The sequence below is a fragment of the Lentzea albida genome (assembly GCF_900111005.1).
Taxonomy (GTDB): domain Bacteria; phylum Actinomycetota; class Actinomycetes; order Mycobacteriales; family Pseudonocardiaceae; genus Lentzea; species Lentzea albida.
This window is the reverse complement of record NZ_FOFV01000020.1, coordinates 52,957-76,505: the sequence shown is the minus strand read 5'-3', so window position 1 is coordinate 76,505 and position 23,549 is coordinate 52,957. Positions and strand designations below refer to the sequence as shown.

Here is a 23,549-nt window from a genome sequence, read left to right as displayed (position 1 = left end):
GCGTTGGCGACTGTAGGTTGCAGGGCATGGGTAAGCCAGCCGCTGTTGTCTGGGACAGGTCCTTCCTCGGGTACGACCTCGGTGGCGACCATCCGCTGAATCCGGTCCGGCTCGACCTGACGGTGCGGCTCGCCACGGCGCTCGGGGTGCTGGACGGTGTCGGGTTGCGGGAGCCGGTGGCGGCCAGCGACGAAGAGATCGAGCTGGTGCACAAGCCCGGGTACCTGAGCGCTGTGCAGGCGGCGCCCACCGCCGGGTGGGACGTCGGGCACGGGCTCGGGACGGCGGACAACCCCGTGTTCGAGCGGATGCACGAGGCTTCAGCACTGGTGGTCGGCGGGTCGCTCGTGGCGGCTCGGGCCATCGCGTCGGGTGAGGTGGACCGGGCGGTCAACATCGCCGGTGGGCTGCACCACGCCATGCCGGACAGCGCGGCCGGGTTCTGCGTCTACAACGACTGCGCGGTGGCCATCGAGTGGTTGCTGCGCAGCGGGGTGGAGCGGGTCGCGTACGTCGATGTCGACGTCCATCACGGGGACGGGGTGCAGACGGCGTTCTGGGATGACCCGCGGGTGCTGACGATCTCGTTGCACCAGCACCCGATGAGCCTGTGGCCGGGTACCGGGTGGGCCGGTGAGGTCGGTGGCGCCGGGGCCGAGGGGAGCGCGGTCAACGTGCCGTTGCCCGCCGGGACGCGGGACGGCGGGTGGATGCGGGCGTTCCACGCGACCGTGCCGGCGCTGTTGCGGGCGTTCCGGCCGCAGGTGCTGGTCACGCAGTGCGGTGTCGACACGCACAAGGAGGACCCGCTCGCCGACCTGTCGCTGAGCGTGGACGGGCACCGGGCGATCTACCAGGCGTTCCGGGACCTGGTGAACGAGCACGGGTACAAGTGGCTCGCGCTCGGGGGCGGTGGGTACGAGCTGCTCAGGGTCGTGCCGCGGTCGTGGACGCACCTGCTGGCGACCGTGCTGGACCGCGACGTCGACCCGAACCGGCCGTTGCCGGCGGACTGGGTGGCCCATGCGACGCGCATCGCACCTGAGTGGCCTTTGCCTGCGTCGATGACCGATGGGTGCGACGCTGGGCACCAGCCGTGGGGCGGGGACGTGGAGGAGCCGGTGGACAAGGCGATCCGCGAGACGCGCCGGGCTGTGTTCCCCTTGCACGGACTTGATCCCGACGACCCCAGGGACTGACACCGGTGCCGGACAGCGTTGCAGACCCGAGCGCGAGAGATCCGTTCGACTTCCCGCGGCGGTGGGAGGCGGACGTCGTCCTCAGCGACGGCGGAACCGTCCACCTGCGGCCCATCACGCCCGACGACGCCGAGAAGCTGCGGGAGTTCCACGGGCGGCTGTCGGAGCGGACGCGGTATTTCCGCTACTTCGGGCCGTACCCGCGGATCCCGCAGCGCGACCTGGAGCGGTTCAGCACCGTCGACCACCACGACCGGGTGGCGCTCATCGCGCTGCTCGGCGACGACATCGTCGCCGTCGGCCGGTTCGACCGGCTGCACGGCCACCAGAACGGCGGGGTCGCCAGGGACGGGGCCAAGGACGGGACCAAGGACGGGAACAGCGCCGAGGTCGCGTTCGTCGTCGAGGACGGGCACCAGGGGCGCGGGCTGGGCAGCATCCTGCTCGAACACCTCGCCGCGGCGGCCAGGGAGGTCGGGCTCGCGCGGTTCGAGGCCGAGGTGCTCGCCGAGAACGGGCAGATGGTCCGGGTGTTCCGCGACGCCGGCTACCAGGTCAGCAGGGCGTTCGAGGAGGGCGTGCTGCACCTCGAGTTCGCGATCGACCCCACCGACGAGTCCGTCGCCGTCGCCAGGGCCCGTGAGCAGGCCGCCGAGGCCCGCAGCGTGCACAACCTGCTGCACCCGCGCAGCGTCGCCGTCATCGGCGCGTCCACCGACCCGACCAAGATCGGGCACGCGGTCCTCAAGAACCTGCTCGAAGCCGACTTCAACGGGCCCGTCTACCCGGTCAACGCCGAGCACCGCGCCGTCAGGGGAGTCCGGGCCTACCCGACCGTGCTCGACATCCCCGACGACGTCGACCTCGCCATCGTCGCCGTGCCCGCGGCCAGCGTCGACGAGGTCATGGACGGCTGTCTCGCCAAAGGCGTGAAGGCGCTCGTCGTCGTCAGTTCGGGCTACGGCGAGACGGGACCGGACGGTCTGTCGGCCGAACGGCGGCTGGCGGCGGAGGCGAGAGCGCACGGCATGCGCGTCGTCGGCCCGAACGCCCTGGGTGTGCTCAACCTCGACCCGAAGGTCCGCCTCAACGCGAGCCTCGCCCCCAAACTGCCGTCACGCGGCCGCGCGGGCTTCTTCTGCCAGTCCGGCGCCCTCGGCACGGCCATCCTCGCCAACGCCGCGGGCTGGGGCCTCGGCCTGTCCACGTTCGTCTCGGCGGGCAACCGCGCCGACGTCTCCGGCAACGACCTGCTGCAGTACTGGGAGACCGACCCGTCGACCGACGTCGTGCTGCTCTACCTCGAGTCGTTCGGCAACCCGCGCAAGTTCGCGAGGCTCGCCCGCCGGCTCGGCCGCACGAAGCCCATCGTCGCGGTGAAGTCCGGCCGGCACGCCGTCGTCCCCGGCCTCGCCGCGACCGCCGCCAACGTCGACGAGGCGAGCGTCCAGGCCCTGTTCGAGCAGGCCGGCGTGATCAGGGTCGACTCGCTGGCCCAGCTCTTCGACACCGCGCTCCTGCTGGCCCACCAGCCGCTGCCCGGCGGCAAGCGCGTCGCCGTCGTCGGCAACTCCACCGCCATCGGCCTGCTCGCCGCCGACACGCTGCTGGCCCAGGGCCTGGACCTCGCGGGCGACCCCGTCGACGTCGGCGCACAGGCCACGCCGGAGGAGTTCGCGAAGGCCGTCGAAGAGGCCCTGGACCGCTCCGACACCGACGCGCTCGTCGTCGTGTTCGTGCCCCCGATCGCGGTCCCCGGCGCCGCCTACGCCCGCGCGCTCAAGGAAGCCGCGCACCGCACGAAACCGATCGTCAGCACGTTCCTCGCGGTCGAGGGCATCCCGGACGAGCTCAAGATGCCCGGCAGGGGCTCGATTCCCAGCTATTCCAGTCCCGAACGGGCTGTGCTCGCCCTCGCCCGCGCCGTCCGCTACGCCCGCTGGCGCGCCGCGCCGCAGGGCACCTTCGTGCGCCCCGAAGGCATCGACCTCGACCGCGCTAGGTCCATTGTGGACAGTCCGGAGGCCGAGCTTCGCCTCGACGACCTGCAGGCCGTGGAACTGCTGGAGTGCTACGGCATCGACGTCGTACCGTTCCGCATCGCCCACAGCGCGGAGGAAGCCGCCGCGGCGGCGGAAGAACTCGGGTACCCCGTCGCGATGAAGGCGACCAGCGAACGGCTGCGGCACCGCACCGACCTCGTCGGCGTCCGGCTCGACGTCGCCCAGCGGGAGTCCGTCGAAGCCGCCTACCACGACCTCGCCACGCTCTCCGGGAAGCCGGACGTCTACGTGCAACGCATGGCGCCCAAGGGAGTGAGCTGCGTCCTCGGCCTGCAGGACGACCCGAGCTTCGGCACGCTGGTCTGGTTCGGACTGTCGGGACTGGTCAGCGATCTGCTCGGCGACCGGGCCTACCGGGCGGTACCCCTCACCGACACCGACGCGGCGGAACTCGTTGCCGCGCCGAAAGCAGCGCCCCTGCTCACCGGGTACCGCGGCGACGAACCCGCGGACCTGAAAGCACTTCAGGATCTGGTACTCCGTTTGGCGGCACTGGCGGAGGACCTGCCGGAGGTGCGGTCGCTGAAGCTCGAACCCGTTCTTGCTTCTGCCGCAGGGGCTTTCGTGAGCAGCGCCCGCATCGTCATCGGCCCTCCTCCGTCCCTGCACGACGCGGGTCCGCGCCGGCTGCGCTGACCACCGGCCGGCGCTGGACTGAACTGTTACGGCACCGATTCCGTTGTTTCCATTCGTACCAAGGTATGGACATGCGTCCCGCCGCCGCTTAGGTTTCCCGCATCGCCGAGCAGCACCGACCCAGGTGCGCAGGCGCATGCCCGTGGAATATCGCTGAAGTTGAAGCTGTAGAGGGACGAATGACGCCGAGAGCACTTCTCCGCCTGCTGGCGACCATGGGTGCTGCCGTGCTCCTGCTCGCCTCGTGCGCGGGCGGTGGCGGCTCCGGGATGGCCGCCAAGGTCAGCTCGGACGACCGCATGGTCATCGCCGTGTCGTACGACCAGCCGGGACTGTCGGTGCGCAGGCTCGACGGCAGCTACCGCGGGTTCGACGTCGACGTCGCCAAGTACATCGCGAACGAGCTGGGCGTCTCGGAGCAGAACATCACCTGGAAGGAAGCGCAGCCGGGCAACCGCGAGACGCTCCTGACCAGCGGTGAGGCCGACATGGTCGTCTCCACCTACTCGATCACGGACAAGCGCAAGCAGATCGTCGACTTCGTCGGCCCGTACTTCGTCGCGGGCCAGGACCTGCTCGTGCGCATGAACGAGAACCGCATCGACGGCCCGAAGTCGCTGAACTCGAGCCTGCGCCTGTGCTCCACGGCCGGGTCGACCTCTGCCGAGTACGTCCGCGACCAGTTCGCGAAGGACGTGAAGATGGTCGAGTACGCGAAGTTCAGCGACTGCGTCACCGCGCTGCTCGCGGAGAACGTCGACGCCGTCACCACCGACGACGTGCTGCTCGCTGGCTACGCCGCCCAGAACCCCGAGCTCCTGCGGGTCGTCGGCGACCCGTTCAGCAAGGAGGAGTACGGCGTCGGCCTGCACCGCGACGACCCGGCCAGCAAGGCGAAGGTCCAGGCCGCTTTGCAGAAGATGATCGACACGGGTGCCTGGCGCAAGTCGCTCGAGGCCAACATCGGATCTTCCGGCTACAAGATCCCGGACCCGCCGCTGCTGGCCCCGTGATCACACGGCGCGTAACGTATGCTCACGCCACGTGAACCGCGTCCCGCCGCACCGCGCTGATCGTCCTGTTCGCGCGGGCATCCCAGAACACGGCCGAGTCCCGCGTTACTACGCGGTCAAGGCCGAGTTGTTCGACCTCGTCGAGAACCTCGGCGAAGGCACCGTCCTGCCGTCCGAACGCGAGCTCGCCGAACGGTTCTCCGTCTCGCGCGTCACGCTCCGCCAGGCCGTCAGCGAACTCGTGCTCGAGGGCAAGCTCATCCGCCGCCAGGGCAGCGGCACGTTCGTCGCGCCGCCCAAACTCGTCCAGCCGTTGTCCCTGGTCAGCTACACCGAGGGCATGCGCCGCCAGGGCGTCGAGCCGAACCGCACCGTCATCACGGTCGAGGAGCTCGGTGCCGACGAGGGCCTCGCCCGCGATCTGATGATCGAGCCCGGCGACCCGGTCGTGCACCTCGAACGCGTCCTGCTCGCCGACGACGAACGCATCGGCCTCGAATCCACCTACCTGAGCCTCGCTCGTTTCCCCGGCCTGCTGGAGAAGCTCGACCCCGCCGGGTCGCTCTACGCGTGCCTCACCGAACGGCTCGGGGTGCGTTTCGCCGAGGCCGAGGAACGAGTCGAGACGGTGCTCGCCACGCCCCGCGAGGCGCTGCTGATCGGCACGAACCCGGCGCTGCCCATGTTGTTGCTGCACCGCGTCTCCTACGACGTCGAGGGCCACCCGATCGAACGCGCCCGATCGCTGTACCGGGGCGATCGGTTCAGCTTCGTCGCGAGGCTGCACGCCGACCGCTGAACACCGACAGTCCACAGTGGACCAAGCGCGACCGCACTCCTTTGGGTCCCAACGGAGACGGCTCGAGGCGGGCCGCGCACTTTGTGTTACTTCCCGGGCGCGTCCGGGCGGCTGACGACCGGACGCATCGTGGCGAAATGCGGCCCCTCCGGACGTTCGAAGTGACTGCGGGTCACCGCGATCCCGTGCGGGCACAGGAAGATACGACCCGTTCGCACTCGTTCCCCGCTCAAGTCGCGGAGGTACTGTTGGTGGGAAGAACTTCAGGTGTCCGCAACGGTGCGGAGGAGCGGGGGTGTGCCGTGTCCTTCAAGGCGGAGTTCCTCGCAGAACTCGAGGACTGTCTGCGCGGCTACGGCGCGGTCCCGGTCAGCAACCCCGACGCACTCGCGTTGTTCATCGAGTTCGTGCGAGCCCTTCCGGAGGTCGACCAGAGGCTGCGCAGCCTCGAAGGCGTCGACCAGGGCTCCGGCTCGTTCTGGAACAACCCCGCGGTGTGGTGGGAGCAGGTGCCGAGGTTCGGCGCGGGACTGCCGCGATGCGGATCGGCGGAGTGCCGCAAGCTGCTGGACGACATGCTCGACGAGGCGATCAGCGATGAGATCGACGTGCTCGAGATGGAGATCCGCGAGCTGCCCAGCTGAGGGGATGGGTCTGGTCCGGACATGCCTGCCGGCGCCGCCACCTGTCACGGCCACGGCGCCGGGGCTTCCAGCACTTATTTGACGGCGACCAGCGACTTGAACAGTTCCCGATAGCGGTGGAGTGCCAGTCGCAGGTCCTCGGTCTGTGGATCACTGTTTCCCTCGAGCTGCTTCGTGAGGGAGCGGTGCCGGGAGGTGAGCTCCTCGAGTGCGCGCGTCACGAGCGCGTCCGCCTTGCTGACGGCCGCCTTCGGGTCGTCGACGAACTCGTACTGCACCGCCTGCCACTCGTCTTCGAGCTTGCCGACCGGACGCTGGTCCGTGCGCTGCGGCTCGGTGTGCCGCTGGTCCGCGTGACGCTGGTCGGCGCGGTACTGCTCGGCGCGGTGCTGCTCCCCGCGCTCGTGGTCGTTGCGCTGCTGGGTTTCAACGCGCTGACCACCGGTGTGCTGACCGTCGGTGCGCTGGCCGTCACCGCGCTGGGCCTGCGTCGCCTGGACGTCGGTCCGCTGCGCCTCCGCCCGGTGGGCGTCCGCCTGCTGGCCCTCGGTCCGCTGTGCGTCAGTGCGCTGTGCGTCAGGCCGTTGCTGCGGCACGCGTTCCGTCTGCGGTGCGCGCTCGGTCTGCTGCGGCCGGGCCGGGGTGGGGACGCCGGCGGCGTGGGTGGGGGTCTCAGACATCGGTCTTCTCCTTCCGCACGGCTTCCCGGTCCTTGCGCGGCGCTGCGCCGTGTTCCAGCAGATCGGTGAACAGCTCGCGGTAGTGCACCATCGCGGTGCGCAGGTCCTCGGTGCTCGCCTCGCCGATCTCCTGGCGCTCCGAGATGTCGTGCGCCTTGCGGTAGTGCTCCAGCGTCCGCGCGTGCTCGACGGACAGGACGCTCAGCTGCGCCTCATACCCCTCGGTGGGGTACCCGCGCTCGGCCATCAGATCGGTCACGAGGCGGTCGGCGTCGGCGATGGAACTCTCCGGCGAGTCGACGAACTTCGCCTGCACGGTCGCCCAGTGCCGGCGGTAACTCTCCTGTGCCGTGGGGGAAAGCGGCTTCAGGTCGAACTCGCTGTGGCGGTGCTCCCGCTCGGCGAGTTCCTTCTCCGCGGCCGATCTGTTGTCGCTGTGCTCGACCACGCGGTCGTACTCAGGGCCGAAGCGGTCGCGCAACTTCTTGCGCTGCATGGCGGGCCTCAGCACGAACGCGAGGACCACCAGCACCACGAGAACCGCGACCACCACGCCGATGATGGCGCCCGTTGACATGGAAAAACCTCCAAGACAGGCAGAAAATCTGGCTGTCCGGAGGCTTTCCCGTTCACTCACAAGGGAAACATCAACCCTTGATACAAACCACCTGCTTGAGCTTCGCGACCACCTCGACCAGGTCGGACTGGTTCGCCATCACGGTGTCGATGTCCTTGTAGGCGCCCGGGATCTCGTCCACGACGCCGGAGTCCTTGCGGCACTCGACACCACTTGTCTGGTCGGCGAGATCCTTCGTCGTGAACGTCTTGCGGGCCTTGTTGCGGGACATCCTGCGGCCGGCGCCGTGCGACGCCGACTCGAACGAGTCGGGGTTGCCGAGCCCGCGCACGATGTACGAACCGGTGCCCATCGACCCCGGGATGATGCCGAGCTCGCCACGGCGTGCGCGGATGGCGCCCTTGCGGGTCACCAGCACGTCCTCGCCGAAGTGGTTCTCCTCGGAGACGTAATTATGGTGAGCGGAGATCGGCTCCTCGAAAACTACCTGCGGGAACTCGGCGCGCAGCACGTCGCACACCAGGCGCAGCATGACCGAGCGGTTGCGGCGCGCGTAGTCCTGCGCCCAGTACAGGTCGTGCCGGTACGCCGCCATCTCGGGCGTGCCCGCGAGGAACACGGCGAGGTCCGGGTCCGGCAGCTCGGAGTTGTGCGCGAGCGTGCGCGCCACCGCGATGTGGTGCTGCGCCAGTTCGTTGCCGATGCCGCGCGAACCCGAGTGCAGCATGACCCACACCCGCTGGTCGCCGTCCAGGCAGATCTCGAGGAAGTGGTTGCCGCCCCCGAGCGTGCCCATCTGGTGCATCGCCTTGTCGGCGCGCGCCTTCACGGCGGGCGTGAGGTCGTCGAACCCCCTCCAGAACGTGCCCCAGTCGGACGCGTCCCTCTCGGTGAACGCGGTCGCCTTGTGCTGGCCGAAACCGACGGGGACCACGGCCTCCATGCGGGACCGCAGACCACGCAACGTCTCCGGCAGGTCGCTCGCCGTGAGCGAGGTGCGCACGGCGGTCATGCCGCAGCCGATGTCCACGCCGACGGCCGCGGGGGAGACGGCGTCGCGCAACGCGATCACCGAACCCACCGTGGCGCCCTTGCCGTAGTGCACGTCGGGCATCACGGCCACGTGCTTGAAAGCCCACGGCAGCGAGGAGATGTTCTGCAGCTGCCGCATGGCGAACTCCTCGACCTCGTCCGGTCGAGTCCACATGCGAATGTCCACGTTCTGGCCGCGGACCAGGGTTGCTGCCATGTCCACGAGGTTAGGCGGCGGTTCGCCCGTTCCACAAAAGAGTTTCCGCGCCGACGAACTCCCACGTGCCCTTGCGGAACTTCGCCTTGCGGAGGTCTCCGCCGATGTTCGTGACGAACGCCCGCACGACAGGCAGGTCGTCGACGGAGGCGATGAGGATCGCCTTGCCCTGCAGGGTGACGCTGCCACCGCCGAGCTTCTCGCGCGCGACGGCGTCGTTGAGCAGACCGGTGCGGACCTGCTGCGCGGTGAGGCCGTCGACCTCGACCTGGACGGCGTCGACCGAGGGCGAGTTCGCGGGCAGGAACCGGAACGTGAGCACCGACTCCTGCCGGAACTGCTTGGCGATCGCCGAAGCCGTGTGGCGCAGGCTCTCCTCGCCGAGGGTGACGTCGAACTTGCGCGAACGCTCGAACGTCGTCTGCTGCAGGTCGCTCGACCAGAACACGCCGTCGAGCAACGTCGACCGCGTGGTGTGGCCGCCGTTCGCGAGCACGATCCCGCGGACTTCACGGTCGAACCGCACCAGTCGGTCCTGGAGCCTCGGATCGGCGGGATCGGTGATGATCGCGGTGTTGTTCGTCGCGAAGATCTCCGGGGACGGCAGCGGCGCGCCCGCCGCCGTGCCCGTGGAGACCGCGAACGCCAGTACCGACGTGACTGCCACGAGAAGATTTCGCATGGCGCACAACGTATTGCGCGAGCCCGTCGAGCGCACCCCGTCCCACTCGGCGGACGACGCGAGCGGTCGACATGCCCCGGTCTTCCCGTCTATCCGCGTCCGGGTCATTGACAGCCGCCGCGAACGTGAAAATACTTCGGTCGCATGGATCGCGTGTGCGTCATCGGGGCGGGATCGTCCGGCATCGCCGCATGTCAGGTGCTCGGCGCCCGCGGCATCGAGTTCGACTGCTACGAGACCGGGTCGGAGATCGGCGGCAACTGGCGCTACCTCAACGACAACGGGATGTCGTCGGCGTACCGGTCGCTCCACATCAACACCTCGCGGCAGATGATGGAGTTCAAGTCCTTCCCGATGCCCTCGCACCTGCCCGCGTACCCCTCGCACTTCCAGATCGCCGAGTACTTCGACGACTTCGTGAAGCACCACGGGTTCCGCGACCGCATCCGCTTCCGGACCGAGGTGACGTCGGTGGCCGTCGCGCCGGGCGGCTACCTGGTGACGACGCGCGACCGCGACACCGGGGCCGAGACCGCGCTCACCTACCGTTCGGTGATCGTCGCGAACGGGCACCACTGGTCGCCGCGGATGCCCGAACCGGCCTTCCCCGGCTCGTTCGACGGCGAGGAGATGCACGCGCACTTCTACAAGACGCCGGAACGGTTCGCGGGCAAGAAGGTGCTCGTGCTCGGCATCGGCAACTCGGCGTGCGACATCGCGGTCGAGTCCTCCCGCGTCTCCGCGCGGACGTTCCTCGCGATGCGCCGGGGAGCGCACATCATGCCCAAGTACCTCTTCGGCATGCCGACCGACCACCTGACGACCTCGCCGCTCGCCCGGTTCGCCCCCGGCTGGCTGCAGGCGCTGTCGCTGGGGCTGATGCTGCGGCTGGCGCGCGGCAAGGTCTCCGACTACGGGCTGCCCGAGCCGTCGCACGGCATCCTCGGAGCGCACCCGACGGTGTCCGACGACCTGCTGACCAGGCTCGGGCACGGCGACATCACCGTGAAGCCGAACGTCGAACGGCTCGACGGGTCCGGCGTCGTGTTCGCCGACGGGTCGCGGGAAGACGTCGACGTGATCGTCTATTGCACCGGTTACAGGGTGGAATTCCCGTTCCTGGATCCAACGGAGTTCACGGCCGTCTCGTCGCCGGACAACGAGGTGTCGCTGTACCGGCGGGTCGTCGACCCCGCGCACCCCGGCCTGTACTTCCTCGGGCTGATCCAGCCGCTGGGGGCGATCATGCCGCTGGCCGAGGCCCAGGCCGAGTGGGTCGCCGACCTGGTCTCCGGCCGCGGCGCCCTGCCACCGGTACCGGAGATGAAGGCCGAGATCACCACCTACCGGGAGAGGCTGCGGCGCAAGTACGTGAAGTCGAAGCGGCACACGCTGGAGGTCGACTTCCTCGGCTACCAGCGTGAGTTGCTCCGGGAACGGCGGACGTGGGTACGGTCGGACCGTGTCGTCTAGTGCTCAGGTGATCGTTCTCAACGGCGGGTCCAGCTCCGGCAAGTCCGGGATCGCGCGCTGCCTGCAGGCCGCGCTGCCGCAGGCGTGGCTCGCGATCGGCGTGGACACGCTGATCGACGTGATGCCCGCGCGGCTGCGGCTCGGGTCGGAGGGCATCGGGTTCCCGGACGACGACGGCAGCGGCGAGGTCAGCGTCGGCGCCGAGTTCCGGGTGCTGGAGGACGCGTGGATGACGGGCGTCGCCGCGATGGTGCGGGCCGGGGCGCGGGTGATCGTGGACGACGTGTTCCTCGGCGGTGCCGAGTCGCGGCGGCGGTGGGAGTCCGCGTTGGACGGGCTGGAAGTGCTGTGGGTCGGGGTGCGGTGCGACGCCGGGGTCGCCGCCGGCCGTGAGCTCGCCCGCGGTGACCGAGTCGCCGGGATGGCCGAGGCGCAGGCCGAGCTCGTGCACCGGGGGATGACCTACGACATCGAGGTCGACACCGCGAAGGCCGAGGCGGTCGAGTGCGCGCGCGTGATCGCCGCGAAGGTCTAGCGGCGCGTCATCAGGAAGCACGCGAACCGCTGCCGCGCACGGGTTCCGGTCCCGCTCTTCCACGGCGCGAAGGTGCGGTACATGAAGTCGTACGCCCGGCGACCGACCACGGCACGTCCTCCCGACGAGAACGGAGCCGCTGACCATCGTGTCAGCGGCCCCGTTCGCGGGACACCACTCAGTGGACGCCGAGCACACCGTCCACCCGGCGGGGGATGCCGAGCGGGTTCGCGTCCTGCAGCTCCGCGGGCAGCAGCGCGTCCGGCCACGACTGGTACGTCACCGGGGCGATCCAGCGGCGGATCGACGTGGCGCCCACCGACGTGTGCAGCGGGTTCGTCGTCGCGGGCCACGGGCCGCCGTGGTGCTGGCCCCACGCCACCGCGACACCGGTCGGCCAGGCGTTGAAGATGATCCGGCCCGCCACGCGGCGCAGGACCTCGGCGACCTCACCGGCCTCGGCGTGGTCCGACTCGGCGGCGTGCACCGTGCCGGTCAGCGTGCCCGGCAGCTTCGCGAGCACCGGGTGCAGCTCGTCCGGCGACGAGTACGTCACGACCAGCGCCGCCGGGCCGAAGTGCTCCTCGGTCAGCTTCTCGAGGTTCTCCTCGAACACCTTCACCGACGTGCTGAACAGCAGCGGCGCCACCGCCCACGCCTCGTCCGGCCGCGTGCCGGTCGACACCACGGAGACCAGGTCCGAGGCGGCCAGCGCGTCCGTGCCCGACTTGTAGGAGTCGCACATGCGCTCGTTCAGCATCGCGCCACCGGACGACGCGGCGACCGCCTCGCCCAGCGCGGGCACGATCGACTCCGGCGCGAACACCAGGCCGGGGTTCGTGCAGAACTGCCCGACGCCCATCACCAGCGACTGCGCGAACCCGGCCGCGATCTCCGGCGTGGCCGCGCCCGGCAGGATCACCGTCGGGTTCACGCTGCCCAGCTCGCCGTAGAACGGGATCGGGTCCGGCCTGCCCTGCGCCAGGTCGAACAACGCCCGGCCGCCGCCGGTCGAGCCGGTGAAGCCGACCGCGCGCACCGCCGGGTGCTTCACCAGCGCGACACCGGCCTCGGTGCCGTACACGATCCCGAACACGCCCTCGGGCGCACCGGCCTCGCGCAGCGCGTCGACCACGACCCGCGCGGTCTCGCGCGACGTCGACGGGTGCGCCGAATGTGCCTTCACCACAACGGAACAGCCGGACGCGAGCGCGGAGGCCGTGTCACCGCCCGCCACCGAGAACGCGAACGGGAAGTTCGACGCGGAGAACACCGCCACCGTCCCCAGTGGACGGAGAACGCGACGGAGCACCGGCCGCGGCGGGATGATGTCCGGGTTCGCCGAGTCCAAAGTGGCCTCGACGTAGCTGCCCTCGCGCAGCACCTCGGAGAACAGCCGCAACTGGTTCGTCGTGCGCTTCAGTTCGGTCGTCAGCCGCGGCACGCCCAGAGCTGTTTCGCTGTCGGCCGTCTCGATCAGCAACGCCGACTCGGCGTCGAGCGCGTCCGCGACCTTCTCCAGCACCACGGCGCGGTCCGCCGCCGCGACGGCCGACCAGGCCGGGAACGCGGTGGCCGCGGCCGAGGCGATGCGGTCCACCTCGCCGTCGGGGGTCTTCGCAACCGGTTCGCCGTACGGCTCACCGGTGCGCGGGTTGTATCCCTGCACGCCGTGGCTCAACGCCCTGCCTCCTTGACTGCCGTGTCGAAATCGGGGCCGCACCAGACGCCGCCCAGGTACTTCACCGCGGGCGACGAGGGATCCGGCTCCCCGTGCTTCTCCAGAACCTCGGCCGCGTACACCTCGGAGTCGTCCTGCGGTTCGTACCCCAGGGAGCGGGCCTCGTCCAGCGAGAACCAGGCGCGCTTGTTGGCCGAGATGCCCCACACGACGCGGAAACCCGGTGAGGGGGCGGAAAGGCACGCCTCGAACAGGCGCGCGGCGTCGTCCGGAGACATCCACGTCGACAGCATCCGCACGTCGCGCGGCTTCTCGAAGCACGAGCCGATGCGGATCGCGATCACGTCCAGGCCGTAGCGGTCGGCGTACAGCGACCCCAGTGCCTCCATCGCCACCTTGGACACGCCGTAGTAGGTGTCCGGGCGGGGGAAGAGGTAGTCGCCTGCCTCGCCGTCGGCCTGTTCGACGTAGCCCACGGCGTGGTTGGAGCTCGCCAGGACCACCCGGCGGACGCCGGCACGCCGTGCGGCTTCCAGGACCGTGTGGGTGCCGTCGATGTTGACGCGCAGGATCTTGTCCCACGACTCCTCGAGGCTGTGGCCGCCGAGGTGGATCACCGCGTCGACGCCCTCCAGCGCCGCCTCCATGGCGGCCATGTCGGTCACCGACGCCTCGACGAGCTCGACGTTCTCGCCGTCGGCGGCCGCGGGCAGCTCCGCGATGTCCAGCAGCCGCAGGACGCGGCCCTCCGCGGCGAGGCGGGGGCGCATGAGCGTGCCCACCCCTCCGCCGGCGCCGGTGATCAGGATGCGTGCGGTCACGGGTTGGAGCCCTCCGTCTTGATCAGGTGGATCGGCAGGAAATCAGCGACCGAACTGGCGGAGGAGTTCGGTGATCGTGCGGGCGGCGTCGAGCAGGGCCGAGATGACCTGCCGCTCGTGCTCCGGGGTGAGCCTGCCCAGCGGCACCGAGCAGCTCATCGCGTCCAGCACGGGGTTGCGGTAGGGCAGTGCCACCGCGAAACAGCCCAGGCCGGGCGTGTTCTCCTCGCGCTCGTGGGCGAAACCCGCGTTGCGGAACCCGGCGAGCTGCTCGTGCAGCGCGGCCCTCTCCGTCACGGTGTTGGGCGTCAGCGGCGCCAGTTCGTCGGGGAGGATCTGGTCGACCTCCTCGGGCGTGCGCGTCGAGAGCACGGCCTTGCCCAGGGACGTCGAGTGCGCGGGCAGCCGGCGGCCGACGCGCGAGACGACGCGCAGGTGGTGCTCGGACTCGCGGCTCGCCAGGTAGACGACGTCCGCACCGTCCAGGCGGGCGAGGTGGACCGTCTCGTTGATGTCCTGGCGAACCTGTTCCATCACGCGGATCGCCGCCCGCACAACGGGGTCGTGGTCCAAATAGGACGTACCGACGAGCAGTGCGCGCACGCCGATGCCGTAGGTGCCCCTGTCCGAGTCGACCTCCACCCAGCCGCGCGCCACCAGCGTCTGCAACAGCATGTACAGGCTGGACTTGGGGTAGCTGAGCTCGCGGTGCAGCTCGGTGAGCGTCAGCCTGCGGTCTGACGCGGACAGCACTTCGAGCAGCTCCACCGTGCGGTCGGCGGACTTCACCGCCCCGGGACGCGCTGTGCCCTTGTCGATCGGCGACGCCACCTGACCTCCTCGAAACAGTTAAGCAACTTGCCCTTGACACGTTGCTGTGCTGATTCTTACAGTCCTGCACCAGGTTCACAAGTACGACCCAGGTTCACGTATCTGAACACGAAGGGCTCCGACGATGCGCCGTAGAACTGCCACCACACTCGCCACGCTCGGCGTGGCCGCGCTGCTCGCGGGATGCGGCAGCGGTGGCAGCACCGCCGCGTCGAACAAGGACCCGAACAAGCCCCTCGAGGTGTGGACCCGCTCGACGGAGGCGACCGCGAAGGTCTACGAGAAGATCTTCAAGTCCTTCACCGAGAAGACCGGTGTGCAGGTCGACTACAAGCCGATCTTCAACGACTTCGACAAGCAGGTGCAGCAGCGCGCCGCGTCCAAGGACCTCCCGGACGTCGTCATCACCGACACCGGCTCGCTCGGCAACTTCGTCAAGCAGGGCTGGACGACCGAGGTCGCCAAGGACGACGTGGCGGGCGCCGGCGACATCGTCGACCGCGCCTGGAACAACGGGAAGGGCGCGGACGGCAAGTACTACGCCATCCCGTACTCCACCCAGGCGATGGTCACGCTGATCCGCAAGGACTGGCGCGAGAAGCTCGGCAAGCCGATCCCCACCACGTGGGAGGAGCTCGACGACCTCGCGAAGGCGTTCACCCGCGACGACCCCGACGGCAACGGACAGAACGACACCTACGGCATGCTCGTGCCCGGCACGACCGACCGCGGCTACCTCGCGTGGTGGGCGTCTAGCTACATCTGGCAGGGCGGCGGCGACATCCTCAAGGACGAGGGCGGCGGCAAGTTCCGCGTCGGCATCGACTCGCCCGAGTCGACCAAGGCCGTCGAACGGCTGCGCAAGCTCTTCTGCGACGACAAGGTCATCCAGCCCGGTTCGCTGACCCTGGGCACGAACGACGCGCATCCGCTGTTCGAGTCGGGCAAGAGCGGCATCTACCTCACCGGCCCGTACATGATCGGCCGCTTCGACAAGTCGCTCGGCAAGGACAGGTACGAGGTCGTCGCGTCCCCGAAGGGACCGGCCGGTGCCACGGTGCTCGGTGAGGGCGAGAACATCTACCAGATGGCGGGTTCCGCGAAGACCGCCGAGCAGAAGAAGCTCGCCGAGTACCTGATCACGCCCGAAGCGCAGCAGGCCGGCATGAAGGGCGACCCGCAGCCCGTGGTCCGCCTGCCCGTCAACAAGACCGTCGACGTCAACGCGACGTACAACGACCCGCGCTGGGCGACCGTCGCGGGCGTGTACTCCAGCGAGGCGCGGCCGTTCCCGAGCGTCCCGAACTTCGCGCCGTTCCGGCAGAAGACCTCGGAGACCCTGAACTCCATCTTCGCCAAGTGCCCCGCCGACTCCTCGGCCGAGCTGAAGTCGCTGGCGGACGCGCTGAAGAAGGAGCTCGACAACCAGAAGGCGTCGAAGTGACGGCAGTTCAGTCCTTCGGCGACACCCGAGACGTGGGCTCGACGGCTAGTGGCGGCGGTGCCGTCGACACCCACCCCGTGAGGCGGCGCCGCCGGCGCCGCCTCACGGGAGCCACCTTCATCCCGTGGTTGTTCCTGCTCCCCGCCGCGCTGATCTTCCTGGTCTTCAAGTTCATCCCGATGGCCGAGGGCATCCGGCTCTCGCTGTTCGAGGTCCGGCCCTTCCTCGGCGACGTCTTCGTCGGGTTCCGGAACTACGCGACGATCCTGCAGGACGAGAAGTTCCTGACCGCCAGCTGGCACACGCTCGTGCTGGCCGGCGGTCAGACGGTCGGCGCGATGGTGATCGGGTTCTTCCTGGCGTTGCTGCTGGAGGGCCACACCAAGTCGCTGTGGTTCGTCCGGTCCGCGGTGTTCCTGCCCGTCGTGGCGGCCACCGCGGTCATCGGTGAGATCTGGCGGCTGTTCTTCTACCCGGCGCCCGAGGGCTTCCTCAACGAGCTGATCTCGTGGGTCGGTCTCGGGCCCTGGGAGTACATCCACAGCACGGACACCTCGCTGGTGTCGGTCATGTTCGTGGGCATCTGGAAGCACGCCCCGTACGACATGGTGCTGATCCTCGCCGGGCTCGCCGGCATCGACCGCCAGCAGTACGAGGCCGCCGCGATCGACGGTGCCTCGACGCCCCAACGGATCTGGAACGTCACACTGCCCGCTTTGCGCCCGGTCATCACGATCCTGCTGACCCTGGCGGCGATCCGCGGCCTGCGCGTCTTCACCGAGGTGTACGTGCTCACCGGCGGTGGGCCCGCGGGATCGACCGACGTCTGGATGACCCGCGTCTACACCACGGCGTTCGAACAGTCCGAAGCCGGGCTCGCCTCGGCTGGTTCGGTGCTGTTGTTCCTGGTTACCTTGGTCCTGACGGTCAGCGTGCAGTGGTACCGCCGGTGGAAGGAGGCGCGATGAGCGTCAACTCGAGTCGCTTCGACAGCGCCATCGGCTGGTCCACCCGCCCGGACGCGTGGGTCAGCAAGGGCATCCGGTTCGTCTTCAGCGCCGTCGCTGTAATCCTTTTCTGCGGCCCCCTGCTGGTCATCTTCTCCGGCGCGTTCGACCACAACCCGGACCCGACCAAGCTGTCGGTGGTCCCGGACAGCCCGTCGCTGATCAACTTCCAGGTCGCGGCGGAGAACAGGATCTGGCACTACCTGACGAACTCGCTGGTCATCGCCGGTGGCGCGCTGCTGTTGCAGCTGTCGGTGAGCGTGTTCGCCGCCTACGCGTTGGCGCGCAAGAAGTTCCGCGGTCAGGCCATCGCACTGCTGGTCATCCTCGCCACGATGATGTTGCCGGAGGAGGTCATCGCGATCCCGCTGTCGCTGGTGATCGGAGACCTGCCGCTGGTGCACGTGAGCCTCAAGGGCACCCTGCTCGGCGTCATCCTCCCGCTGGGGGCGTGGGGTTTCTCCATCTTCGTCATGACGGAGTTCATGCGGGAGATCCCTGCGGAGCTGGAGGAGGCGGCCAAAGTGGACGGTGCAGGGGAGCTGCGCCTCTTCGCGCAGATCATCCTCCCGCTGTGCAAACCCGCGCTCGGCGTCATCGCCGTGTTCGGCTTCAACATGATTTGGGAGCAGTACCTGCTTCCCCTGATCGTCGCCGCCGACCCCTCCGATTACACGCTCACGGTCGCACTGCTCGCGCTCCGCTCCGACGACCAGGTCGGAACGGGCATCGTGCTGGCCGGTGCGTTGCTGGCGCTGGTGCCGAGCCTGGTCGTGTACCTGTCGCTGCAGAAGTCCTTCCTGCGTGGGATCACCACCGGAGCGATCAAGGGATGAGTCTGGTTATGCAACTCGATGGTGTGCTGTTCTTCCCGGTGACCCCGTTCGACGGCGAGGGGAACATCGCCTACGACGTGCTCGCCGAGCACGTCAAGCACGGTGTCTCCGCCGGGCCGGGCGCCGTGTTCGCCGCCTGCGGCACCGGCGAGTTCCACGCGCTGGGGCTGGAGGAGTTCGAACGCGCGGTCGCCGTCGCGGTCGAGGCGACGGCGGGCAAGGTGCCGGTGTTCGCCGGCGCGGGCGGCTCGATCGTGGCCACCAAGCAGTTCGTGAAGGCGGCGGAACGCGCCGGCGCGCAGGGCATCCTGCTGCTGCCGCCGTACCTCGTGAGCAACCCGGCCGCCGGTCTCGTGCGGTACGTGGCCGAGACCGCCGCCGTCACCGAACTGCCGATCATCGTGTACCAGCGCAACAACGCGGTGTTCACGCCCGAGACGGCCGTCGAGGTCGCCCGGATCCCGAACGTCGTCGGCTTCAAGGACGGCCTCGGCGACCTCGACCAGATGCAGCGGGTCGTGCTGTCGGTGCGTGCCAACGTTGACAAGCCCTTCCAGTTCTTCAACGGCCTGCCGACCGCGGAGATGACGCAGCTCGCGTACCGGGCCATCGGGGTCGAGCTCTACTCGTCGGCGGTGTTCTGCTTCGCGCCCGAGATCTCGATCGGTTTCTACAACGCCGTGCAGGCGGGTGACACGGACCTGGTGAACCGGTTCCTGCACGAGTTCTACAAGCCGCTCGTGGAGCTGCGGGACAAGGTCCCCGGCTACGCCGTCGGCCTGGTCAAGGCCGCGGTGCGCGCGAACGGGTTCGAGGTCGGGGGAGTGCGGCCGCCGCTCATCGACCCGACGGACGAGCACCTCGCCGCACTGGACAAGATCATCGGCGCGGGCAAGGCACTGCTGAGCTGAGAGGGCGTCCGGCATGAAGATCACCGAGATCGTTCTGACACCGATCGCGTTCCGGGACCCGCCGCTGCTGAACTCGGCGGGCGTGCACGAGCCGTGGGCGCTGCGCACGATCGTCGAGGTGCACACCGACGAGGGCATCTCGGGTCTCGGGGAGACCTACGGCGACCTCGGGCACCTGGAGCGCTCGCGGTCCGTTGTGGACTCCCTCATCGGACTGGACGTGTTCGCCCTCAACGAGATGCACGCACGGGTGGCGGCCGCGCTGGGTGGTGAGGCCGGGCCGGACAAGCACGGCCTGACCGGCAAGATCACGGCGGAGAGCACCGTCGACCGCGTGTACTCGCCGTTCGAGGTCGCCTGCCTCGACATCCAGGGCAAGGCGCTCGGGCGTCCGGTCAGCGACCTGCTGGGTGGCGCGGTCCGTTCCTCCGTGCCCTACTCCGCCTACCTGTTCTACAAGTGGGACGGGCATCCCGGCGCCGAGCCGGACGAGTGGGGCGAGGCGGTCGACCCCGCGGGCATCGTCGCGCAGGCCTCGAGGATGATCTCGCGGTACGGGTTCGGGTCGATCAAGCTCAAGGGCGGTGTCTTCCCGCCGGAGCAGGAGATCGAAGCGATCCGGGCGCTGCGCGAGGCGTTCCCTGACCACCCGCTGCGGCTCGACCCGAACGCGGCCTGGTCGGTCGAGACGTCGTTGAGGGTGGCCGCGGAGCTCGACGGCGTGCTGGAGTACCTGGAGGACCCGACCTCCGAGATCTCCGGGATGGCGGAGGTGGCCGCGAAGGCACCGATGCCGTTGGCCACCAACATGTGCGTGGTCGCCTTCGAGCACCTCAAGCCGTCGGTGGAGCAGGACGCCGTGCAGGTGCTGCTGTCGGACCACCACTACTGGGGCGGCCTGCAGCGCTCGCGCCAGCTGGGGATGATCTGCCAGACGTTCGGCATCGGCCTGTCGATGCACTCGAACTCGCACCTCGGCATCTCGCTGGCCGCGATGACGCACCTGGCCGCGGCGACGCCGAACCTCAACTACGCGTGCGACACGCACTACCCGTGGAATGCGGCCGACGAGGTCGTCGAGCCCGGTGTGCTGTCCTTCGTGGACGGCGCGGTGCCGGTCCCGACGACGCCGGGGCTCGGTGTGTCGCTGGACCGCGACGCGCTGGCCCGCCTGGCGGAGAACTACGTCCGCTGCGGCATCACGGCTCGCGACGACACGGGCTACATGCAGAAGTTCGACCCGAGCTACGAGAGGAAGCGTCCCCGGTGGTGAAGTCGGTTGTCCACGCCTATCCGTGGGACCTGATCGGAGATCCCGACGCCGTCGCGCGGTACCAGGCGCTCGGGGTCGACGCGATCGCGCTCGCCGCGTCGTACCACACGGTGCGGGCCGCGACGCCGTTGCACCCGGAGCACCGCCTGGTCGACGCCCGGCACGCGGCGTTCTACCTGCCGGTGCGGCCGGAGAGGTACGGCCGCCTGGTGCCCGCCGAACCGTCCTGGGTGGACGGTGCGGACTCGTTCGGCGAAGCGGCCGCCCTGGTCCGTGCCGCCGGACTGCCGGTGTACGCGTGGACCGTGCTCACGCACAACTCGCGCCTCGGCGACCTGCACCCGGACGTGACGGTGGTGAACGCGTTCGGGGACCGCTACCCGTACGCGTTGTGCACCGCGCAGCCCGACGTCGTGGAGTACACGTCGGTGCTGGTGTCGGAGGTGCTGGAGCTCGGTGCCCCCGACGGGATCGTGCTGGAGGCCTGCGGGCCGCTCGGGTTCTTCCACGGCGGGCACCACGAGAAGACCGACGGCACGGACTGGGACGCGGTGCAGCAGAAGCTGTTGTCGCTGTGCTTCTGCTCGGCCTGCACCGCCCTCTACGCCGACCCGGATGCTCTGCGAGACGCGGTCCGGGCCGGGGTCGACCGCGGCGCTCCTGCCGTCGAGGAAGCGCTGGGAGCGCTCGCGGACGACGTCCGGGCCGTGCGCACCGGCGTGGTGCGGTCGTTGCGGCAGCGGCTCGTGGGCGAGATCCGTGCCGCCGCGCCCTCGGTGCGGGTCGGCATGCACGTGACGGCGGACCCCTGGGGCACCGGGCCGTTCGCGACGGTGGCCGGGGGAGTCGGCGCTGACATCGATGTCCTGACGACCATGTGCTGGCCCGGCCCGGACGTCGCCGTGCCCGGCATCGAGGCCCTGCGCGCCGAGGCTCCGGACAGCCGGATCGCGGCGTACGTGCTGGGGCTGCCGCCGAAGCCCGCCGACGGCGCCGCGCTGTCGAAGGAATGGCTCGCGTACCTCGACGCCGGTGTCGAGGAGTTCCACCTCTACCACGGAGGATTGGCTTCGGCCGCTCGTTTGGAAGCGTTGCGGGAAGCAGTGGCCACCGTCAGCCGGTAACTGTGAAAGCAAGTCGTTGCAACCCGTTGTGAGCGCGGTTCCGTCCTTCTCACATGAGGCACATAGGAACCGTAGTCGGCACCGGCGTACTGCTCCTCGCCATCTCGGCCTGTGGCAGTGCGCAGAACGCGGCGCCCGGGGCAGGTGGCGGCGAGACGCTGCCGACCGCCACCTCGTCCTCCGAAGCGCCCCCCGAGGCACCGCCGAACGCGTCCCCCGGTGAAGTTCCGCCGGACGGCAAACCCGTGACCAAGCTCGACACGAACGCGCTGCCGGAGGACCAGCCGCGCACCGTGTGGACTGTGGGCGACGGCAAAACCGTCGGCGTCATCGGCCAGGAAGGCGGATGTGGCAAGGCCAGCGCGTCCGTGCTGGAGCAGAGCGCGTCCGCGGTGAAGATCGAGCTGCTGGAGACGACGCCGCTGACGAAGCAGATGTGCACCATGGACATCCGCTTCCCCCCGCTGACGGTGCAGCTCTCCGAACCCCTCGGTGAGCGCACGGTCGTGCTGACGTCGCGGCAGGAGCAGAAGTAGACCTCCCTCCCCGCGGTGCCCGGCCGGCACCTGCCCCGCCGGCCGGGCATCCCCCCTTTTTTTTCGATCTCTTCTCCTCGACCTCTTCTCCGCGACATCGAAATATTCGACCGGACAGGTCGCAGGACATTTCACAGGGACTTCTTGTCCCGGTTTGCGAGGATGGTGCGCATGAGAAACGCCGTCGCTGCCGTTGCTCTCGCCGTCGTGCTCGCCGGCTGTTCTTCCGGCACGCAGTCCGGCGCGCCCGGCTCCAGTTCGCAGGGCGGTTCCTCCACCGCCACGACCGCGCCCGGTTCGAGCGGCACCCCCGGCTCGTCGGGCGCGAACCCGACCGCCCCGGCCCAGCCCCCGGTCTCGATCTCGGAGGAGAAGCCGGTCATCCCTCCGAACGTCACGCCCGTGGCGAAGGAGAAGGTCGACACGACATCGTTGTCAGACACCTACCGCGACGAGGCCTACGTCTTCGGGGACGGCCGCGACGTCGAGGTCTTCGGCGTGGGCGGCGGGTGCAAGGAGGCCCGCGCCGAGATCACCGGCCAGTCCGCCGACGTCGTCCAGATCACGCTGGTCACGATCACCAAGCAGCCTCCCGGCACCATGTGCACCCAGGAGGTCCGCCAGGTACCGCTGACCGTTCGGCTGGACGCGCCGCTCGGTGACCGCCGGCTCGTGCTGGAATCCCGCGAAGAAACCGGCTGAGAGCGCACCCGTGGAATCCGTCGACATCGCGTATGGCGACCGCGTACTGCGTGTATACGACGTGGGTACGGGTGTGCCGGTGTTCTGGTGCCACGGCACGCCCAACCTCGGAAAGCCGCCGAGACCGCTGTTCCGTCCCGGCGTGCGCTGGATCTCCTACGACAGACCCGGTTACGGCGGGTCCACGCCCGTGGGCGACAGGCCTGTCGGAACGGCGGCGGCTGATATATCGCATATCGCCGCCGAGTTCGGCATTGAGCGGTTCGCGGTGGCCGGGCACTCCGGCGGCGCACCACACGCCCTCGCGTGCGCCGCCCTGCTGCCCGGCCGCGTGACCGCCGTCCTGGCCGTCGCACCGCTGGCGCCCTTCACCGCGGAGGGCCTGGACTGGTTCGGCGGCATGATCTCCTCCGCCGAGGGGTCCCTGAGAGCGGCCGCCGCGGGTCGCGAGGAGAAGGAGCGCTACGAGGCGTCCGGCGTCGAGTACGAGCACGAGTTCTCCGAGGCGGACCTGGCCACGTTGCGCGGTCCGTGGTCGTGGCTCGGCGAGGTGGCCGGGTCGGCGCTGCCGGACGGTCCCGGACCGCTCGTCGACGACGACCTCGCCTACGTCACGCCGTGGGGCTGCGACCCGGCGGCCATCACCGCGCCGACCCTGCTGCTGCACGGCGACCGCGACGGCATCAACCCGCCGTCGCACAGCCGGTGGCTGGCTTCGCGGATTCCCGGCGCGGAGCTGCGCATCACACCGGGCGACGGCCACATCTCGGTCCTGGACCACGCCTCGGACGGCCTCGACTGGCTGCTGGCCCGCTGATCGGCGCCCCAGCGCC

General features: G+C 69.6%; 23 protein-coding genes. 16 read left to right on the top strand and 7 right to left on the bottom strand.

The annotated features are described in order from the left end of the window. Positions 1-26: 26 nt before the first annotated feature. The 5 genes from BMY74_RS36455 (at position 27) to BMY74_RS36435 (ending at position 6,354) form a co-directional block, all read left to right on the top strand. A complete protein-coding gene (locus tag BMY74_RS36455; RefSeq protein ID WP_089924091.1) occupies positions 27-1,199 on the top strand; it encodes an acetoin utilization protein AcuC in 1,173 nt (390 codons plus the stop codon). Between the two features lie 5 nt (positions 1,200-1,204). Continuing rightward, positions 1,205-3,898, top strand: coding sequence for a bifunctional acetate--CoA ligase family protein/GNAT family N-acetyltransferase (locus BMY74_RS36450; RefSeq protein ID WP_089924088.1), 2,694 nt, complete (start codon positions 1,205-1,207; stop codon positions 3,896-3,898). 179 nt (positions 3,899-4,077) lie between these two features. Further along, positions 4,078-4,911, top strand: a complete 834-nt coding sequence (locus BMY74_RS36445; protein ID WP_177230094.1) for a glutamate ABC transporter substrate-binding protein — start codon at positions 4,078-4,080, stop codon at positions 4,909-4,911. Between the two features lie 31 nt (positions 4,912-4,942). Continuing rightward, entirely contained in the window at positions 4,943-5,710 is a 768-nt protein-coding gene (locus BMY74_RS36440; RefSeq protein WP_089924085.1) for a GntR family transcriptional regulator, read from the top strand. Between the two features lie 302 nt (positions 5,711-6,012). Continuing rightward, complete coding sequence (locus BMY74_RS36435; RefSeq protein WP_089924082.1) at positions 6,013-6,354, top strand: hypothetical protein; 342 nt, start codon at positions 6,013-6,015, stop codon at positions 6,352-6,354. 74 nt (positions 6,355-6,428) lie between these two features. On the opposite strand, the gene BMY74_RS36430 is transcribed toward BMY74_RS36435, so the two are convergent. From BMY74_RS36430 to BMY74_RS36415, 4 genes are all read right to left on the bottom strand, one after another. Continuing rightward, the gene (locus tag BMY74_RS36430; protein ID WP_089924079.1) at positions 6,429-7,034 is read right to left on the bottom strand and encodes a hypothetical protein; all 606 of its coding nucleotides are present in this window, start codon (positions 7,032-7,034) and stop codon (positions 6,429-6,431) included. Further along, entirely contained in the window at positions 7,027-7,611 is a 585-nt protein-coding gene (locus tag BMY74_RS36425; RefSeq protein WP_089924076.1) for a hypothetical protein, read from the bottom strand. Before BMY74_RS36425 ends, BMY74_RS36430 begins: the two co-directional genes overlap by 8 nt. Positions 7,612-7,681: 70 nt before the next feature. Then, positions 7,682-8,860 carry an RtcB family protein gene (locus BMY74_RS36420; RefSeq protein ID WP_089924390.1) on the bottom strand — a complete coding sequence of 393 codons (1,179 nt, stop codon included), beginning with the start codon at positions 8,858-8,860 and terminating at the stop codon, positions 7,682-7,684. A gap of 10 nt (positions 8,861-8,870) precedes the next feature. Further along, entirely contained in the window at positions 8,871-9,542 is a 672-nt protein-coding gene (locus BMY74_RS36415) for a hypothetical protein (RefSeq protein ID WP_177230093.1), read from the bottom strand. Positions 9,543-9,686: 144 nt separating this feature from the next. Here BMY74_RS36415 and BMY74_RS36410 point away from each other — a divergent pair, with 144 nt between their 5' ends. Beyond that, positions 9,687-11,015 carry a flavin-containing monooxygenase gene (locus tag BMY74_RS36410; RefSeq protein WP_089924072.1) on the top strand — a complete coding sequence of 443 codons (1,329 nt, stop codon included), beginning with the start codon at positions 9,687-9,689 and terminating at the stop codon, positions 11,013-11,015. Further along, positions 11,005-11,550, top strand: coding sequence for a chloramphenicol phosphotransferase CPT (gene cpt / locus BMY74_RS36405; RefSeq protein WP_245786552.1), 546 nt, complete (start codon positions 11,005-11,007; stop codon positions 11,548-11,550). Before BMY74_RS36410 ends, cpt begins: the two co-directional genes overlap by 11 nt. Positions 11,551-11,728: 178 nt before the next feature. Here the strand turns inward: cpt and BMY74_RS36400 are convergent, their stop codons facing one another. The 3 genes from BMY74_RS36400 to BMY74_RS36390 are packed head-to-tail and all read right to left on the bottom strand — an operon-like array spanning position 11,729 to position 14,883. Next, entirely contained in the window at positions 11,729-13,231 is a 1,503-nt protein-coding gene (locus tag BMY74_RS36400; protein WP_089924066.1) for an aldehyde dehydrogenase (NADP(+)), read from the bottom strand. Next, positions 13,228-14,052 (bottom strand): NAD-dependent epimerase/dehydratase family protein, encoded by an 825-nt coding sequence (locus BMY74_RS36395; RefSeq protein ID WP_089924062.1) that lies wholly within the window; start codon positions 14,050-14,052, stop codon positions 13,228-13,230. The genes BMY74_RS36400 and BMY74_RS36395 overlap by 4 nt, the downstream gene beginning before the upstream one ends. Before the next feature lie 42 nt (positions 14,053-14,094). Beyond that, a complete protein-coding gene (locus BMY74_RS36390) occupies positions 14,095-14,883 on the bottom strand; it encodes an IclR family transcriptional regulator (protein WP_245786551.1) in 789 nt (262 codons plus the stop codon). A 124-nt stretch (positions 14,884-15,007) separates the two neighbouring features. Here BMY74_RS36390 and BMY74_RS36385 point away from each other — a divergent pair, with 124 nt between their 5' ends. The 9 genes from BMY74_RS36385 to BMY74_RS36340 all read left to right on the top strand — a co-directional run bounded on the left by BMY74_RS36385 (position 15,008) and on the right by BMY74_RS36340 (position 23,533). Beyond that, on the top strand, positions 15,008-16,327 hold the full coding sequence (locus BMY74_RS36385) for an ABC transporter substrate-binding protein (RefSeq protein ID WP_089924059.1): 1,320 nt from the start codon (positions 15,008-15,010) through the stop codon (positions 16,325-16,327). Then, positions 16,324-17,295, top strand: a complete 972-nt coding sequence (locus tag BMY74_RS36380; RefSeq protein ID WP_218159859.1) for a carbohydrate ABC transporter permease — start codon at positions 16,324-16,326, stop codon at positions 17,293-17,295. The genes BMY74_RS36385 and BMY74_RS36380 overlap by 4 nt, the downstream gene beginning before the upstream one ends. Next, positions 17,292-18,170, top strand: coding sequence for a carbohydrate ABC transporter permease (locus BMY74_RS36375; RefSeq protein WP_089924055.1), 879 nt, complete (start codon positions 17,292-17,294; stop codon positions 18,168-18,170). Before BMY74_RS36380 ends, BMY74_RS36375 begins: the two co-directional genes overlap by 4 nt. 8 nt (positions 18,171-18,178) lie before the next feature. Then, positions 18,179-19,081, top strand: a complete 903-nt coding sequence (locus BMY74_RS36370; RefSeq protein ID WP_089924052.1) for a 5-dehydro-4-deoxyglucarate dehydratase — start codon at positions 18,179-18,181, stop codon at positions 19,079-19,081. Between the two features lie 13 nt (positions 19,082-19,094). Further along, positions 19,095-20,354, top strand: coding sequence for a glucarate dehydratase family protein (locus BMY74_RS36365; RefSeq protein ID WP_089924049.1), 1,260 nt, complete (start codon positions 19,095-19,097; stop codon positions 20,352-20,354). After that, positions 20,348-21,478 (top strand): hypothetical protein, encoded by a 1,131-nt coding sequence (locus tag BMY74_RS36360; RefSeq protein ID WP_089924046.1) that lies wholly within the window; start codon positions 20,348-20,350, stop codon positions 21,476-21,478. The genes BMY74_RS36365 and BMY74_RS36360 overlap by 7 nt, the downstream gene beginning before the upstream one ends. A 53-nt stretch (positions 21,479-21,531) precedes the next feature. Further along, entirely contained in the window at positions 21,532-22,014 is a 483-nt protein-coding gene (locus BMY74_RS36355; RefSeq protein WP_089924042.1) for a hypothetical protein, read from the top strand. Between the two features lie 171 nt (positions 22,015-22,185). Beyond that, entirely contained in the window at positions 22,186-22,716 is a 531-nt protein-coding gene (locus BMY74_RS44450) for a hypothetical protein (RefSeq protein ID WP_143091849.1), read from the top strand. A gap of 10 nt (positions 22,717-22,726) precedes the next feature. After that, entirely contained in the window at positions 22,727-23,533 is an 807-nt protein-coding gene (locus BMY74_RS36340; protein ID WP_089924030.1) for an alpha/beta fold hydrolase, read from the top strand. Positions 23,534-23,549 lie beyond the last annotated feature (16 nt).